Source organism: Micromonospora lupini str. Lupac 08 (genome assembly GCF_000297395.2).
Taxonomy (GTDB): domain Bacteria; phylum Actinomycetota; class Actinomycetes; order Mycobacteriales; family Micromonosporaceae; genus Micromonospora; species Micromonospora lupini.
In genome coordinates, this window is sequence record NZ_HF570108.1 from 6,955,841 (window position 1) to 6,971,381 (window position 15,541).

Sequence of the window (15,541 nt, forward strand, 5' to 3'; positions counted from 1 at the left end):
GATGAGCCAGGCTCGGGTTACCCAGCGCTGTCAGGAGGCCGAGTGTCCACAGTCGTCATCAAGCGCCCGCCACGTCGTCCGGCGCCGGAGATCCCCGTTGGCGAGCTGCCCGTCGAGGCGCCGCCGGAGATCCCCGCGGTGACCGGTGGCCGGTGGCAGCAGATGCTGATGGTGCTGCCCATGCTCGGCGGCACGGTGGCGATGGCGATGATGTTCGGGCGGGGCGGCGGCGCCTACTCGTACGTGGTGGGCGGGATGTTCGGGCTCTCGTCGCTGGCCATGCTTGTCACCTCGTGGGGCAGCGCCTCGGGCACCCCGAAGAAGTCGGAGATGATGGCTGCCCGCCGGGAGTACCTGCGCCACCTGGCCACGCTGCGCCGCCGGGTCCGACAGACCGCCGGGCAGCAGCGGGCGGGGCTCTACTACCGACACCCCGACCCGGCTCGGTTGTGGTCGACCGTGGACAGCCGCCGGGTCTGGGAACGCCGTCCCGCCGACCCGGACTTCGCTGTGGTACGCGTCGCCGTCGGGCCGCAGACCCTGGCCACTCCGCTCGTCGGACCGGTCACCCGGCCGCTCGAGGAGCTGGAGCCGATGACCGCCGGCGCGCTGCGCCGCTTCCTGGACGCGTACTCCGTGGTGCCCGAGCTGCCGGTGGCCCTGTCGCTGCGCAGCTTCGCCCGGGTGCACGTCCGGAGCGCCGCCGGCGGCGGCCCGGCCGGCGGCGGCCCGGCCGGCGGTGGCCCGCCCACCGGCGACCCGGCCGCCCAGGCCCTGGCCCGGGCGGTGCTGACCCAGCTGGCCGTGTTCCACGCCCCCGACGAGCTGCTGATCGCGGTCTGCGCCGGCCCGGAACGCCGGGCCGAGTGGGAGTGGGTGAAGTGGCTCCCCCACGCGCACCATCCCTCTCGTACGGATGCGCTCGGGCCGGTGCGGCTGGTGACGTCGTCGGCCGCGGAGCTGGAACGGCTGCTCGGTGACGTGCTGGCCAGCCGGTCCCGGTTCAGCCCGGCCGGACCGGCCACCGACGGCCCGCACGTGGTGGTGGTCCTCGACGGCGGTGACCTGACCGGTGCCACCGACCTGACCGGCGACGGCGGGATCGACGCGGTGACCGTGCTGGACCTGGACACTCCGCCGCCCCGCCTGCTCGACAGGTACGCGCTGCTGCTGGAGCTGCGCGGCCGGCGGCTGCACTCGTTCTCGGCGGAGGGGCACGCGGAGGTGGGCAGCGCCGACCACCTCGACCTCGCCGACGCCGAGGCGGTCGCCCGGCGGTTGGCGCCGCTGCGGCTGGCCGGCGCGGCCCGCGGCCCCGACTCCCCACTCCAGGTCGAGCTGGGCCTGCCGGAGCTGCTCGGCCTCGGCGATCCGGAGAGCTTCACCGCCGAGCAGGGCTGGGCGCCGCGCTCGGCCCGGGACCGGCTGCGGGTGCCGATCGGGGTGGGTGTCGACGGCGGTGCCATCGAGCTGGACCTGAAGGAGTCCGCCCAGGACGGGATGGGCCCGCACGGCCTGCTCATCGGGGCCACCGGCTCCGGCAAGTCCGAGCTGCTCCGTACGCTGGTGCTCGGGTTGGCGGCGACGCACAGCTCCGAGCAGCTCAACTTCGTCCTGGTCGACTTCAAGGGCGGCGCCACCTTCGCGTCGTTCGACCGGCTGCCGCACACCGCCGCCGTGATCACCAACCTGGCCGACGCGCTGCCCCTGGTCGACCGGATGGTCGACGCGATCAACGGGGAGCTGGTCCGCCGCCAGGAGCTGCTGCGCCGCGCCGGCAACTTCGCAGGCGTGCGCGACTACGAGCGGGCGCGCGCGGCCGGCAGCCCACTCGCCCCGCTGCCGTCGCTGCTGCTGATCTGCGACGAGTTCTCCGAACTGCTCTCCGCCAAGCCCGACTTCATCGACCTGTTCGTGCAGATCGGCCGGCTGGGCCGGTCGCTCGGGGTGCACCTGCTGCTCGCCAGCCAGCGCCTGGAGGAGGGCCGGCTGCGCGGGCTCGACACCCACCTGTCGTACCGGATCGGGTTGCGCACCTTCTCCGCGCTGGAGTCCCGGACGGTGCTCGGTGTGCCGGACGCGCACGAGCTGCCCCGCTCGCCGGGCCACGGCTACCTGCGCGCCGGCACCGATCCGCTGGCCCGGTTCAAGGCCGCGTACGTCTCCGGCGCGGTGCGTCGCCGTGCCGCGACGGCGGTTGACGCGGCCGGCGGCGTCCGCCTGCTCACGTTCACCACCCACGCCGTGCCACTGCCCGAGCCGCCCACCCCTGCCCTGCCCATGGTGGCCGAGGACGAGAGCGACCGGGAGACCCTGCTCGACCTGCTTGTCGACCGGCTCGTCGGGCAGGGCCCGCCCGCCCACCAGGTGTGGCTTCCGCCGCTCGGTGAGCCACCGGCCCTGGACGAGCTGTTGGGCCCCGTCGAGGTGGATCCGGCGCGCGGGCTCAGCGTGGGCAACCCCGAGCTGCACGGCGCGCTGGGGGTGCCGGTGGCAGTGGTGGACCGGCCGTTGGAGCAGCGCCGGGACCTGCTCTGGCTGACCCTGGACGGCGCGGCCGGGCACGTCGCGGTGGTCGGTGCGCCGCAGAGCGGCAAGTCCACCGCGCTCCGCACGCTGATCTGCGCGTTGGCGCTCACCCACACCCCGGCCGAGGCGCAGGTCTACTGTCTCGACTTCGGCGGCGGTGGCCTCGCGGCGCTGCGCGACCTGCCGCACGTGGGCGGGGTGGCCGGCCGCGCCGATCCGACCGCCGTGCGGCGCACGGTCGGCGAGATGACGACGCTGCTCGCCGAGCGGGAGCGCCGATTCGCCGAGCTGGGCGTGGAGTCGATGGCCGCGTACCGGCAGCGTCGTGCCGCGGCGGGACCGACCAGCCAGCCGGGCGCCGACCCGTTCGGCGACGTCTTCCTGGTGATCGACGGCTGGAGCACCGTCCGTGGCGAGTACGACGACCTGGAACCGTTGGTCACCGACCTGGCCACCCGGGGCCTGTCGTACGGGCTGCACGTGGTCGCCACGGCGCTGCGCTGGCTGGACTTCCGCCCGGCGATCCGGGACCTGTTCGGCTCCCGGCTGGAGCTGCGCCTCGGCGACCCGTCCGACTCCCTGGTGGCCCGGCGGGCGGCGGCGAACGTGCCGGAGCGCCCCGGCCGGGGGGTGACGGCGGAGAGTCTGCACTTCCTCACCGCGCTTCCGCAGCTCGCCGCCCCGAACGCGGGCACCGCCGACCTCGTCAGACGGATCGCCGACAGCTGGACCGGCCCGGTGGCGCCCCGGGTCCGGCTCCTCCCGCCGGTGCTGCCGTACGCCGATCTGGATCTCGCCGCGACGACCGGGCTGCGGCTGCCGATCGGAATCGCCGAGGCGGACCTGCGGCCGGTGCTGCTCGACTTCGCGAGCGAGCCGCACTTCGTGGTCTTCGGGGACGCGGAGTGCGGCAAGTCGACGTTCCTGCGGGCCCTGGCCACCTCGATCACCACCCGGTTCACGCCGGAGGAGGCCCGGGTGATCCTGGTCGACTACCGGCGCAGCCTGCTCGGCGCCATCGAGACGCCACACCTCATCGGGTACGGCACCGCCGCCGCGCACACCGCCGACCTGGTCGAGTCGGCCGCCGGATACCTGGAGCGACGGGCCCCCGGGCCGGAGGTCACTCCGCAGCAGTTGCGGGACCGCTCCTGGTGGTCGGGGCCGGAGCTGTTCGTGCTCGTCGACGACTACGACCTGGTGGCGGCGGGGCCGGCGAACCCGTTGCGGGCGTTGGAGGAGCATCTGCCGCACGCCCGCGACGTCGGGCTGCACCTGGTGCTGGTCCGCCGTTCCGGAGGCGCGGGACGGGCACAGTACGAGCCGATCGTGCAGCGGCTGCGGGAGCTCTCCACCGCCGGGTTGGTGATGGCGGGCAGCCCGGAGGAGGGCGCGCTCGTCGGCCCGGTGCGACCCGGGCCGCTGCCGGCGGGCCGTGGCCGGCTGGTCACCCGGCGCGAGGGCGTACGCCTCGTTCAGCTCGCACACCTGCCGCCACCATGACCTGTCTTCGCGGTTCCTCCCGTGACGGGTGGGGAAACCGGTAATCTCCGATCGTCGTGGTTCCGTCGTGATGAATGGCTGAGGATGTGACAGGGGTTCGGCACAGCGGTCCGGCAGTGGCCCGACGGGCCGGCCGGGCGCTGCTCGGTGCGGCGGCGATGCTCGCCGTCGCGGTGCCGACCGCCGCACCCGTCGCCGTGCCCAGCAGCGGCGGGCAACTCGCGGGCGCGCCGGTGGCGTTCGCCCCCGGTGACAGCGTCGCCCGCACCGACCAGGTCCGTGACGAGCAGTGGCAGCTCGACGAGCTGCGGGCCGACACGGCCTGGCGCAGCTCGACCGGCCGGGGCGTGACAGTCGCGGTGGTCGACTCCGGTGTGGACGCCAACCATCCCGACCTGGCCGGCCAGGTGCTGCCCGGCCTCGACCTGGTCGGGCCCGCCGGCGGCGCCGGTCCGGATCCGGTCGGCCACGGCACCACTGTCGCCGGCCTGATCGCCGGGCGCAGGGACGACAAGCGGGGCGTGGTCGGCCTGGCACCGGATTCCCGGATCCTTCCGGTCCGCGTGCTGGACGAGCGCAACAAGTACGACGACGCCCTGATCGTCGCGAAGGGCGTCCGCTGGGCTGTCGACAACGGCGCCCGGGTGATCAACCTGTCGCTTGGCGGCAGTGGTGACAGCCCGGCCCTGGCCGCCGCTCTGGACTACGCGTTCGCCCGGGACGTGGTGGTCGTCGCCTGCACCGGCAACCTGGCCACCTCGCCCGACTCCAAGGTCTGGTACCCGGCTCGTGAGCCGGGCGTGATCGCGGTCTCCGGGCTGGAGCGCAGCAGCGACAACCTGTGGTCGGGGTCGATCACCGGCCGGGCGACAGTGCTCACCGCCCCCGCCACCGGCCTGGTCGGCGCCCGCCCGGCCGACGGGTACTGGCGGGTGCAGGGCACCAGCTTCGCCGCGCCGTTGGTGGCCGCCACCGCCGCGCTGGTCCGGTCCCGCTACCCGGACATGCCCGCCGGCGAGGTGGTCAACCGGCTGCTGGCCACCGCCCGTGACATCGGCCCGACCGGCCGGGACGACCGCTTCGGGTACGGGGTGGTGGACCCGGTGGCGGCGCTGACCGCGGACGTTCCTCCGGTCACCGCCAATCCGCTGGACGACCTGACCTCGCCGGGCGTGGCCGGTTTCGGCCCCGCTCCCGGTTCCGGTGACAACGACCCGGTCAGCGGCGCCGGCAGCGACCCGCTCGGTTTCACCGCTCCACGACAGCAGACGGGGTGGACGGCCCGGGCGGCGGGCGTCCCGGACGAATCCGCGCCGGAGCAACTGTGGACCGGGGTCGTGCTCTTCGCCGCCCTGGTGACCGGCGCGGCGTTGATGGTGCGCCGGTTCCGCCAGCGCCCCCGCTGAGCGCGCGGCGGCCACTACGGCCCGCGCCGCAGCGCACACCTCCGGCGGCAGGCCTGATTGCCCGGTGGGTGGGGTAGAACCGTTCGCATGAGCACGCCGGCCGCACGTACCGTCGACACCACCCGGCACCCGTCCTGGCGGCGCCGCCGCCTCGACCCGGACCACTCGTTGGGTCTGCGGCTGACCCTGGCGGCGACGGCCGCGTTCCTGGTGCTGGTGCCGTTCGCCCTGCTCGCGCTGCTGGTGCTCGGGGCGTGGGCGCCGCTGCACCGGCTGGACACGGCGATCACCGACGCGCTGCACGGCCACGCGGTGGACCACCCGGCGTGGGTCACGCTGATGCAGGTCTGGAGTGCGGTGTTCGCGCCCATGCCGCTGCGGGTCGTGGCCCTGCTCGTGGTGATCTGGTTGCTGCGCCGTCAGGCCCGCCGGCTGGCCCTCTGGGTGACCACCACCATGGTGGTCGGCGGGTTGATGGGTCCACTGCTCAAGTTGCTCGTCGGCCGGGACCGGCCGGAACTGCTCGACCCGGTGGCGCGGGCCGCCGGCTATTCGTTCCCGTCCGGGCACGCGCTGAACGCCACCCTGGCCGCCGGGGTGCTGCTGCTGGTGTTCCTGCCCTACGTCGGGAGCTGGGCCGCGCGGGTCACCCTCTGGGTCGCCGCGCTGCTGCTCACTGTGGTGACCGGGCTGAGCAGAGTCGCGCTCGGTGTGCACTTCGCCAGCGACGTGCTCGGCGGGTGGCTGCTCGGCGTGGCGGTGGTCGCGGCGACCACCGCCGCGTTCACCAGTTGGCGTGCGCACACCGGCCTGCGACCGGTCCGGCCGGCCCGCGACGGAGTCGCGCCCGAGGTCGAGCGGCACCCCGACGCGACCTGAGGCGTGCCGACGACGCCGAACGGGTACTGGCCCGCTCATGCCCGACACCCTGGTCCAGATCGTCCGGCGGGTGCTCCTGCCGGTGTCCCTCCTGTTCGGCGTCATGGTGCTGCTCGGAGTGCTGGTCACCCGGGTGCTCGCCCGAACCTGGCCGTTCACCGTCGAGGACGCGGTGAACCGGGAGTTCGCCGGTGACCGCACCGGCGGCTGGAACAACGTCTCGCTCGTGTTCAGCACGCTGGCCAGCACCCAGATGATCGTCGTGGTCACCGTGCTGGTGGCGCTGGCGCTGCGGCTCTGGCTGAAGCGCTGGCGGGAGCCCCTGTTCCTGTGCGCGGCGGTCACCGCCCAGGCCCTCGTGTTCCTGCTGACCACGATGGTGATCGACAGGCAGCGGCCGGCGGTGGAGCACATGGACGTCTCGCCGCCCACGTCGAGCTTCCCCTCGGGGCACACCTCGGCGGCGGTGGCGCTCTACGTCGGCATCGCCGTGCTGATGGCTCTGCGGGCGCGCAGCACCGCAGCGAAGGTGGCCTGGTGGACGCTGCTGGTGATGGTGCCGGTTGGTGTGGCGCTGACCCGCATGTACCGGGGGATGCACCACCCGAGCGACGTGGCGGCGTCCTTCCTCAACGGTGGCACCTGCGTCGCGATCATGGCTCGGGCGGTCCTGGACCGGGGGCTGCGCTGGGGCCGGGCGAAGCTGCCGGTCGCCGCGCCGGCCCGCACCTGATCCGGCGCGACGCTCAGGTGCACTCGCCGGTGGCGACGGCCCGGTTGCGCTCGGCGCCGGCCAGCGCCACCGGCCGGGCCTCGGCGGCGGTCACCGCGAACCCGGTGTTGGGATCGTCCACCGCCGCCGCGAAGATCACGCCGAGCACCAGACCGTTGGCGGAGAGCAGCGGCCCACCGGAGTTGCCGCTGCGCACCAGAGCCCGGATCGTGTAGATCTCCCGGGTCACCTTCGAGGAGGAGTAGATGTCCGGGCCGTTGATCCGGTCGACGTCGCGGACCCGCGCCGACTGCGCGTTGTACGGGCCGTCGAGCGGGAACCCGAGCACGATGGCGTCGGAGCCGCTGCCCGCGTTGCCGGCGGCGAACCGCAGCGACGGGCCGGGCAGCCCCGGCACCAGCAGCACGGCAAGGTCCCGGTCCGGGTCGTAGACCACTACCTGACCGTCGTACCGCTCGCCGTCCAGTTCCACCGACACCGAGCGGGTGCCGGCGACCACGTGCGCGTTGGTCATGACCCGGTCGTCGGCGTACACGAAGCCGGAGCCCTCGATGCGGCGCGAGCAGCTGGGCGCGGAGCCGAGCACCTTGACCACCGACCGCTTGCCGTTGACGACCACCTGCGAGCCGGCCAACGCCGGGTCGGGCGGCTCGACCTGGCGCGACCGGGTGGGCGCGAGACCACCGAAGACGTCCGGGAAACCGTCGGTGTCGACGGTGTCCTCCAGAGCGGTGGAGAGCCGGTGGGCCTCCTCCGGCAGCACCCCGTTCACCACGGTGATCAGCGCGCTGCTGCGCACCGAGGCGGCGAGCCACGGCACCGACGACGACCCGAGCGGCACGGCGACCAGCCAGGCCAGCAGGAGCACCGCGAACAGGGAGACGAACGCCCCGCCGATGTCGTCGATCCGCCGACCCACGTCGCTGGTGATCGTCTTGCGAAGGTGCGAGCCGAGCCAGCCGGCGAGCGCCTGCCCGATCACGGCCAGCCCGAAGATCGCCACCAGTGAGATCAGCACCCGGGTGCCGGCGTCGACGAACTGCCTGGCGAACAGCGGCCCTAGTTGCAGGCCGAGCAGCAGCCCCAGGAAGAAGCCGGTCAGTGACGTGATGCCGATGACGAAACCCTGGCGGTATCCGCTGATCGCGAACACGAGCATGAGCAGCAACAGGACGAGATCCACGACGGACACGGGGTCCAGCGTACGGGCAGCGCGCCCGCTGGATGACCACCGCTTGCGGAAGGTGACCGCGGGGTCAGCGTAGGGCGGTCTCGTCGACCTCTTCGGTGCCGGCCGACGGCGCGGGAGTCGCCCCCGTGGGCGGCAGGTCGACCAGCCGACCGGGCGACCACGGGCGGGCCCAGCCACCCATCTCGAGCAGGGTCGCCAGCACCCCGGCGGTGAAGCCCCAGACGAGCATGCCGCGTGCCGAGAAGGCCGGCCCCACCCAGCCGCTGGGGTGGCGGACCCGCAGCCGGTTGGCCGGGTCGACCAGCTCGCGGACCGGCAGTCGCGCCACGTGCGCCACCTCGGCGGGCTCCCGGGGATGCACCGGGTGCGGGTCGTGCCACCAGGCCAGCACCGGGGTGACCACGAAGTCGCTGACCGGGATCCACAGCTTCGGCAGCTCGGCCAGCACGGTGACGCTGGCCGGGTCGAGGCCGACCTCCTCGTTCGCCTCGCGGAGCGCGGTGGCGCGGACGTCGGCGTCCTCCGGGTCGGCCGCGCCGCCGGGGAAGGCCGGCTGACCGGCGTGGTTGCGCAGGGTGGCGGCCCGTTGCAGGACCAGCACGTCGGGGCCGACGTCGGGCTGCTCGCCGAGCAGCACCAGCACGGCGCTCTCCCGGCCGCCCTGGGCGGGGGTGGTCAGCCGGGTGAAGTCCTCGGCGCGGGCGGTGCCCAGCCGGGTCAGCAGCGGGTCGATCCACTCGGGCGGTCGGCGGGTCATGCCGGCACCGTCAGGCCGAGGTGCTGGCGGACCAGCTTGGCGAGCTTGGCGTCGTCGAGAGCCCCGGTGGCGTCGATGTGCCGGACCTGACCGTCGGCGGCGACGAAGAGGGTCAGCGGAATGGCGTTGCGCTTCAGTTCACGCTGCAGCGCCTCGCCCTGGTCCACAAGCATCGGGAACCGGACGCCGAAGTCCTCACCGATGGACTGGGCGCCGCTGCGGCTGTCCCGGCTGTTGACTCCGACCACCTGGAGTTGGCCTTCGGCTCGCTCGCTGAGGCGTTGGAAGGCGGGCAGCTCCTTGCGGCACGGCGGGCACCACGAGGCCCACACGTTGATCACCGCGGGCCCGGCCACGTCCCGCAGCGCGATGGGGGCGCCGCCGGTGAAGCAGGACAGTGTCAGCTCCGGCAGCGTCTGCCCGTCGGCGGCGGGGCCGGGCGTGCCGGGGGCGGTCGACGTGGGGGTCGCCGCGCCGGAGTCGGGCGACGCGGTCGTGGGCGCGGCGCTCAGTGTGGCGCAGTCCCGGAACGGGGACGGACGCTCGGCGGCGGCGGGACGGGGGGCCGGGTCGTCGTCGGCCGTGCTGCTGGTGCAGCCGGCGAGGGCCAGCAGCAGCGGCAGGATCACGAGGGCGGGCCGCCGGTTCACGGCACCTCCGCGGCGACCGCCTGCGCGGGCACCAGCTCCGGATCGACCCCGGCGGCCACCGCGAGGTCACGCGCCCGGGGGCCCTTGAGCAGCTTGGCGGCGGCGGCCGGCTCGGTCGGGCCGGTGCCGTACGAGGGGCAGAGCTTCGCGAGCGTGCACGCCCCACAGGCGGGCTTGCGGGCGTGGCAGACCCGTCGCCCGTGGAAGATGATCCGGTGCGAAAGCATGGTCCAGTCGCGCTTCGGGTACAGCGCGCCGATCGCGTGCTCGATCTTGACCGGGTCGGTCTCGGTGGTCAGCCGCCACCGGTGCACCAGCCGCTGGAAGTGCGTGTCGACAGTGATGCCCGGGACGTCGAAGGCGTTGCCGAGGATGACGTTGGCGGTCTTGCGGCCGATCCCGGGGAGCGTCACCAGGTCGACGAGCCGGCCGGGAACCCGACCGTCGTACCGGTCGAGGAGGGCCTGCCCGAGCTTGAGCAGTGAGTCGGTCTTGTTGCGGTAGAAGCCGGTGGGCCGGATCAGCTCCTCCATCTCGCCCCGGTCGGCCCCGGCGTACGCGGCGGCGGTCGGGTAGCGGGCGAAGAGCTTCGGGGTGACCTCGTTGACCTTCTTGTCGGTGCACTGCGCCGAGAGGATGGTGGCGACGGCCAGCTCCAGGGCGCTGGAGTGGTCCAGCTCACAGTGCGCGTCGGGGTGCGTCTCGGCCAGCACCCGGCCGATCCTGCGGGCACGACGTGTGCGCCCGAGATCGGTCTCGCTGGCACCGGGAGGGCTACTGGTCACGACGGTCAGCCTACGTCGCGCCCCGGACGTTCCTCCGCGGGTCAACCGCCCGTCGGCGCGGTGATCTTTCCCTGCCCGTCGAGCCGGGCGCCGCTCTTCGGGAAGTCGCCGCGGCTCAGTTCGGTGACCAGGCCCAGGCCGCGGTCGTCCGGGTCCATCGTCGGCTTTCCGGCGGCGTTCATGTACGTCGAGGTGAACGAGCCGCCGGCCCAGCTGCCGTCGGGCTTGAGCGACACCTTCAGCACTCCGCCCCAGCCCAGCCGCCCGGTGTTGCTCAGCGAGTTGCCGCCACCGGCGAAGTTGCCCAGGCTGTACGCGATCAGGCGACCCTGGTAGAACTCCATCCCCCGCAGCACGTGCGGGCCGTGCCCGACGATCAGGTCGGCCCCGGCGTCGATCATGGCGTGCGAGAACTTCACCGGGTCGCCCCGGTTCTCGCCCAGGAACATCTCGGTGCCCGGCTTCACCCGGGTCTTGTCCGCTCCCTCGCCGCCCATGTGCACCTGCACGACGACCAGGTCGGCCATGGTGGCGGCCTTGGCGACCACCGTCTTCGCCTTGGCGATGTCGACAAGGCTGTTGGACCAGACGTACGACGAGAAGCCCACCACGGCGACCTTGACGCCCTTGACGTCGACCACGGTGATCTCGTCGGGGGCGCCGGTGTGCTCCAGGTCGTACTTCTCCAGCGCCTTCTGCGTGTTGTCGTAGCCCTTCGGGCCGTAGTCGTACCCGTGGTTGTTGGCCTGGTTGAGCACCTTGAAGCCGGCGTCGCGCAGGTGCGCGGCGTACTCCGGTGGGGCCCGGAACTGGAAGCAGCGGGTGGAGTTGGCCCCGCACTTGCCGGCGCCGGTGTCCACCGTCAGCGGCTCCTCCAGGTTGCCCATCACCAGGTCGGCCTTGAGCGCCTGCGCGACCGAGTCGAAGAAGCCCTTGCCGCCACCGGCGGGGAGCCGGCTCGGCGCGTTGCCCATGATGATGTCGCCGGTGGCGGAGAGCGAGATGGCGCCACCCCCGCTGGACGCCGAGGCGCCGCCGCTCGCCTTCGGGCCGGACGTGGTCACCGGCGCTCCGGTGCCACCGCCACCGGCGCCGGGCTGCCACGTGGGGTCCTCCCCACTGTCGGCACAGCCGGCGACGAGCAGGGCGGCCAGCAGCGCCGCGAGGCCGAGGGCGACGCGGCGGAACGGGCGGGGCGCGAGGGGGGCGGAAGCGTACATCGTCCGCGACCCTACCGGCCCTTCAACGCGCCGACGAGGGCCGATCGGTCGGAAGTTCAGCCGGTCAGCCGGTCTGACCAGGGCACGACCGGCCGGTCGCCGCCCGCGCGCACCGCGGCATGGACGGCTCGGGCCAGCGGGGCGCCCCAGGTGGAGCGCGGCCCGCCGTACGCGGCCTCCGGCCCGTCCACCGGGCAGAGCACGGTGACCGCGTCGGTGGGGGTGCCGGTGCCCGGCAACCCCAGCTCGGCGATCGCCTGGGTCTTCGCCTCGGTGGCGGTGGCGACGGCGTTGATCAGCGCCGAGTCGGCGAGCCGGGCCGGCACGTACACCACGATGTTGACCGTGCCCACCCGCTGGGTGAGCGCCGCCGGTTCCGGCGCGGCGGCGGGCACCGGGGTGCCGAGCCCGACCGTCGCCCAGGCCCGCACCCCGGTGTCGGCCCGGGCGACGACCTCGGCCACGTCGACGCCGGTCAGCAGGCCCACCCCGGGCCCGTCGAGGGCCAGGCCCGCGGCGAGCGCGGTCAGGTGGGCGGCGGGGTCGTCCCGGTCGTACGACATCGACACGGTCGCGTTCAGCACCCAGTGCCGGACGCCTACGCCACCGCCGAGCGGGCCGCTGCTGACCGCCCGCAGGGGCCCGTCGGCCCGCCAGACGAGCAGCGGAATGTGCCGCCCGTTCTCGGCGCGGCTGGTCAGAGTCGGGTCCCTCAGCACGTCGGGCAGGTTACGCCCACCGATCAAGATTCCAGGGGCGACCTCTGATTCGTGCTCACGTGCGCCTAGACTTGGCGGCGCGCGAGGGGATCAGCGGACGGCGGCCCCGGCCGACGGACGGCACGCGCAACCGGAGGTGCGCGATGGATGAGGTACTGGCCCGCAGCGGGATCTTCCAGGGTGTCGACCCGGAAGCTGCCGAGGCGCTCGCCAAGGAGATGGAGACGATCGAGGTCCGCAAGGGCGAGATCGTCTTCAATGAGGGCGAGCCCGGCGACAGCCTCTATATCCTGCTGTCCGGGAAGATCAAGGTCGGCCGCCGGGCGGCGGACGGCCGGCAGAACCTGATCGCGGTGATGGGGCCGTCGGACATGGTCGGTGAGCTGTCGCTCTTCGACCCGGGTCCGCGTACGGCTACCGCCACCGCGGTGACCGACACCCGGCTGGTGCGGCTGCGCAAGCAGGCGCTGCGGCCGTGGCTCAACAACCGCCCGGAGATCGCCGAACAGCTGCTCCGGGTGCTCGCCCGGCGGCTGCGCCGGACCAACGACTCGCTCGCCGACCTGATCTTCACGGACGTGCCGGGCCGGGTCGCGAAGAACCTGCTCCAGATGGCCGGCCGGTTCGGCACGCGCGACGGCGGCGTGCTGCGCGTGACCCACGACCTCACCCAGGAGGAGATCGCCCAGCTCGTCGGCGCCTCCCGGGAGACGGTCAACAAGGCGCTTGCCGACTTCGCCTCGCGCGGTTGGCTGCGGCTGGACGGCAAGAGCATCATCATCCTGGACCCGGAGCGCCTCGCCCGCCGCGCCCGCGTCTGAGTGGTACGTCCCGTCCCCGCCTGCCGTCACCGACGGCAGGCGGGGACGTTTCGTCTGCCCGGCGTTTTCGTCTGCTCGGCGTTTTCGTCTGCTGCGCGCAGAATCGCTGGTGTTCGCGTCCCGCAGCGGTGAGGGTGGGGCAATGCCGAGCCGCGTGGCCGTCCTCTCCGACATCCATGGCGTACTGCCCGCGCTGGAGGCCGTCCTGGCCGAGCCGGACGTCGCCGCCGCCGATCTGATCGTGCTGACCGGTGACATCGCGGCGGGGCCGCAGCCGGTCGAGGTGCTGGATCTGCTCGCCGATCTGGGTGACCGCGTCTGCTGGGTGGGTGGCAACTGCGAACGGGAGCTGGTCGAGGCGCGGGCCGGCAAGCCAGCGTCGATCGAGGTGTCGAACTGGGCGGCCGGGCAACTCCGCGACGATCAGGTGGCCCGGCTCGCCGCGCTGCCGGCGACCGTGACATGGGAGATCGACGGCCTCGGCCCGACGTTGTTCTGCCACGCGACGCCCCGCGACGACGAGGAGGTGGTGCTCGTCGACTCCCGGGTGGCACGCTGGGCGGAGGTGTTCGCGGGCCTGCCGGCCGAGGTCACGACGGTGGTCTGCGGCCACACCCACATGCCGTTCGCCCGATTGGTCGACCGGCGCCTGGTGGTCAACCCGGGCAGCATCGGCATGCCGTACGGGGGCGCGGGCGCGTGGTGGGCGCTGCTCGGGCCGGGCGTCCAACTGCGCCGCACCGCCTTCGACGTGGACGCGGCCTGCGCCCGGGTGGCAGCGGAGTCGACCTACCCCGACGCCACCGCCTGGGCCGACGAATACCTGCGCTCCCAGCACAGCGACGCCGACGCCCTCGCCGTCTTCGGCCCCCGCGACGGCCGCTGAGCCCCACGTCCGGCAGCGGACCGGTCAGGGACGGCAGGATAGGGCCGTGCCGAAGAACCCGCCCGAGTCCGTGCAGCAACCTCACCCGCCGAGCGGTTCCGGCCCGATCCGAGTGTCAGCGGGACTCGTGCTCCTCGTCGGCCCGCCGGCCTCCGGCAAGACCAGCTTCCTGCGGGCACTGATCGCGCTCGGCCAGATCGACGAGGATGCCGTGGTCTCCAGCGACGAGATCCGTGCGGGGTTCTTCAGCACCTCACCCAGAGACGTGGACTCCGACGCGGCGGACGCTCGGATCTTCGAGGAACGCGACCGCAGGATCGTCGCCCGGCTAGCCGCCGGGCGCAGCGCGGTCGCGGAGTCAACGAACGTCACGCCGCAGGCGCGCGCTCGACTCATCGCGATCGCCAGACGCTTCGACGCCCCGGTGACCATGCTGCGATTCAATCCGGACGTCGCCGACCTTCTCCACCAGTACACCGAGCGAGGCCGCACCGACGTCACCGCCGCAGACGTCCGCGCTTACGCCACTGTCATGGCCCGGCACGCCGGCGCCGACCAACTGCATTTCGAGGGCGCGGACGCCGTCCACGACGTCCCCGGACGCCGGGAGGGCACCACGCCCGCCGAGGCCGCGGCCCACTTCTCATTCGCCTGGCACCTCACGCCTCCAGCCTCGCCTTCCCCCGGCCCCCACGAACGTCCGCAGAGCAGCACCAGCTGCCTGTAGACCAACGCCGCACCGTCCCGACGCCGCACCGCCCGCGCCTTCGGCGCGGAAAAAGTCAGTCTTGACTGTTTGTTTCTCAGGCCGCAGGCTGTTCCCGTGCCCACCGCATCGACGCGTGTCCCTCAGCAGGAACGCAGCCGCGCCACCCAGGCCCGGCTGCTGGAGGCGACCGTCGAGTGCCTGATCGAGCACGGCTGGTCCGGCACCACGACCACTGTCGTGGCCGCGCGAGCCGGTGTGTCGCGCGGGGCGCAGCTGCACCACTACCCCACGAAGGCGGCGCTGGTCACGGCCGCCGTCGCCCATCTGGCCGAGCGCCGGGCCGACGAGTTGCGCACCGAGGCCGAGGCGCTGCCGGCTGGCCCGCAGCGGTTGGACCGGGTCGTCGACCTGCTCGCCATGGCGTTCACCGGGCCGCTGTTCGTGGCCGCGCTGGAGCTCTGGGTCGCCGCCCGCACCGATCGGGAACTACGGAACGCCCTGGTGCCGCTGGAGGCGACTGTCGGGCGGGAGATGCACCGACTCACCGTCGCCCTGCTCGGTGTCGACGAGCGTCGACCCGGTGTCCGCGAAGCGGTGCAGGCCACGCTCGATCTGCTCCGTGGGCTCGGGGTGGCCAACCTGCTCAGCGACGACTCCGCCCGCCGGGCCGCCCTGTTGACCACCTGGAAGCGCCAGCTCGCCACCCTGCTCACGCCCTGACCGCCGGCCGCACCGGCCACCACCGACCGGAG

The 15,541-nt window shown here is 73.6% G+C and carries 14 protein-coding genes; 8 read left to right on the forward strand and 6 right to left on the reverse strand.

Annotated features, from left to right (window positions below):
* Nucleotides 1–42 precede the first annotated feature (42 nt).
* The 4 genes from MILUP08_RS32970 (at nt 43) to MILUP08_RS32985 (ending at nt 7,050) form a co-directional block, all read left to right on the forward strand.
* Nucleotides 43–4,032, forward strand: a complete 3,990-nt coding sequence (locus MILUP08_RS32970; RefSeq protein WP_007466142.1) for a type VII secretion protein EccC — start codon at nt 43–45, stop codon at nt 4,030–4,032.
* A gap of 74 nt (nt 4,033–4,106) precedes the next feature.
* Nucleotides 4,107–5,438 carry a type VII secretion-associated serine protease mycosin gene (gene mycP, locus MILUP08_RS32975; protein WP_007466143.1) on the forward strand — a complete coding sequence of 444 codons (1,332 nt, stop codon included), beginning with the start codon at nt 4,107–4,109 and terminating at the stop codon, nt 5,436–5,438.
* An 87-nt stretch (nt 5,439–5,525) separates the two neighbouring features.
* On the forward strand, nt 5,526–6,317 hold the full coding sequence (locus tag MILUP08_RS32980; RefSeq protein ID WP_007466144.1) for a phosphatase PAP2 family protein: 792 nt from the start codon (nt 5,526–5,528) through the stop codon (nt 6,315–6,317).
* 37 nt (nt 6,318–6,354) lie between these two features.
* A complete protein-coding gene (locus MILUP08_RS32985) occupies nt 6,355–7,050 on the forward strand; it encodes a phosphatase PAP2 family protein (protein WP_007466146.1) in 696 nt (231 codons plus the stop codon).
* Between the two features lie 13 nt (nt 7,051–7,063).
* On the opposite strand, the gene MILUP08_RS32990 is transcribed toward MILUP08_RS32985, so the two are convergent.
* The 6 genes from MILUP08_RS32990 to MILUP08_RS33015 form a co-directional block, all read right to left on the reverse strand.
* Entirely contained in the window at nt 7,064–8,242 is a 1,179-nt protein-coding gene (locus MILUP08_RS32990) for a MarP family serine protease (protein ID WP_007466148.1), read from the reverse strand.
* A 64-nt stretch (nt 8,243–8,306) separates the two neighbouring features.
* Complete coding sequence (locus MILUP08_RS32995) at nt 8,307–8,999, reverse strand: NUDIX hydrolase (protein WP_007466150.1); 693 nt, start codon at nt 8,997–8,999, stop codon at nt 8,307–8,309.
* Nucleotides 8,996–9,649 carry a TlpA family protein disulfide reductase gene (locus tag MILUP08_RS33000; protein ID WP_007466152.1) on the reverse strand — a complete coding sequence of 218 codons (654 nt, stop codon included), beginning with the start codon at nt 9,647–9,649 and terminating at the stop codon, nt 8,996–8,998. Before MILUP08_RS33000 ends, MILUP08_RS32995 begins: the two co-directional genes overlap by 4 nt.
* Nucleotides 9,646–10,434, reverse strand: coding sequence for an endonuclease III (nth, locus tag MILUP08_RS33005; protein ID WP_039907070.1), 789 nt, complete (start codon nt 10,432–10,434; stop codon nt 9,646–9,648). The genes MILUP08_RS33000 and nth overlap by 4 nt, the downstream gene beginning before the upstream one ends.
* A 41-nt stretch (nt 10,435–10,475) precedes the next feature.
* A complete protein-coding gene (locus MILUP08_RS33010; protein ID WP_007466156.1) occupies nt 10,476–11,654 on the reverse strand; it encodes a CapA family protein in 1,179 nt (392 codons plus the stop codon).
* Nucleotides 11,655–11,710: 56 nt separating this feature from the next.
* Complete coding sequence (locus tag MILUP08_RS33015; RefSeq protein ID WP_039909124.1) at nt 11,711–12,373, reverse strand: adenosylcobinamide amidohydrolase; 663 nt, start codon at nt 12,371–12,373, stop codon at nt 11,711–11,713.
* 143 nt (nt 12,374–12,516) lie between these two features.
* Between MILUP08_RS33015 and MILUP08_RS33020 the strand changes: the two genes are divergently transcribed.
* The 4 genes from MILUP08_RS33020 (at nt 12,517) to MILUP08_RS33035 (ending at nt 15,509) form a co-directional block, all read left to right on the forward strand.
* Complete coding sequence (locus MILUP08_RS33020; protein ID WP_007466162.1) at nt 12,517–13,194, forward strand: Crp/Fnr family transcriptional regulator; 678 nt, start codon at nt 12,517–12,519, stop codon at nt 13,192–13,194.
* A 142-nt stretch (nt 13,195–13,336) separates the two neighbouring features.
* Nucleotides 13,337–14,080 carry a metallophosphoesterase family protein gene (locus MILUP08_RS33025; RefSeq protein ID WP_007466163.1) on the forward strand — a complete coding sequence of 248 codons (744 nt, stop codon included), beginning with the start codon at nt 13,337–13,339 and terminating at the stop codon, nt 14,078–14,080.
* Nucleotides 14,081–14,192: 112 nt separating this feature from the next.
* Nucleotides 14,193–14,807 carry an ATP-binding protein gene (locus MILUP08_RS33030; RefSeq protein ID WP_083916099.1) on the forward strand — a complete coding sequence of 205 codons (615 nt, stop codon included), beginning with the start codon at nt 14,193–14,195 and terminating at the stop codon, nt 14,805–14,807.
* Between the two features lie 96 nt (nt 14,808–14,903).
* Nucleotides 14,904–15,509: a TetR/AcrR family transcriptional regulator gene (locus tag MILUP08_RS33035; RefSeq protein ID WP_007466165.1), complete on the forward strand. Its 606-nt coding sequence runs from the start codon at nt 14,904–14,906 to the stop codon at nt 15,507–15,509.
* Nucleotides 15,510–15,541: the final 32 nt, after the last annotated feature.

What these genes read in the sequence shown, in the direction of transcription:
- mycP (WP_007466143.1), top strand. Translation starts at nt 4,107, where the DNA reads ATGGCTGAGGATGTGACAGGGGTTCGGCACAGCGGTCCGGCAGTGGCC.
- MILUP08_RS32980 (WP_007466144.1), top strand. Translation starts at nt 5,526, where the DNA reads ATGAGCACGCCGGCCGCACGTACCGTCGACACCACCCGGCACCCGTCC.
- MILUP08_RS32985 (WP_007466146.1), top strand. Translation starts at nt 6,355, where the DNA reads ATGCCCGACACCCTGGTCCAGATCGTCCGGCGGGTGCTCCTGCCGGTG.
- MILUP08_RS32995 (WP_007466150.1), bottom strand. Translation starts at nt 8,999, where the DNA reads ATGACCCGCCGACCGCCCGAGTGGATCGACCCGCTGCTGACCCGGCTG.
- MILUP08_RS33010 (WP_007466156.1), bottom strand. Translation starts at nt 11,654, where the DNA reads ATGTACGCTTCCGCCCCCCTCGCGCCCCGCCCGTTCCGCCGCGTCGCC.
- MILUP08_RS33020 (WP_007466162.1), top strand. Translation starts at nt 12,517, where the DNA reads ATGGATGAGGTACTGGCCCGCAGCGGGATCTTCCAGGGTGTCGACCCG.
- MILUP08_RS33025 (WP_007466163.1), top strand. Translation starts at nt 13,337, where the DNA reads ATGCCGAGCCGCGTGGCCGTCCTCTCCGACATCCATGGCGTACTGCCC.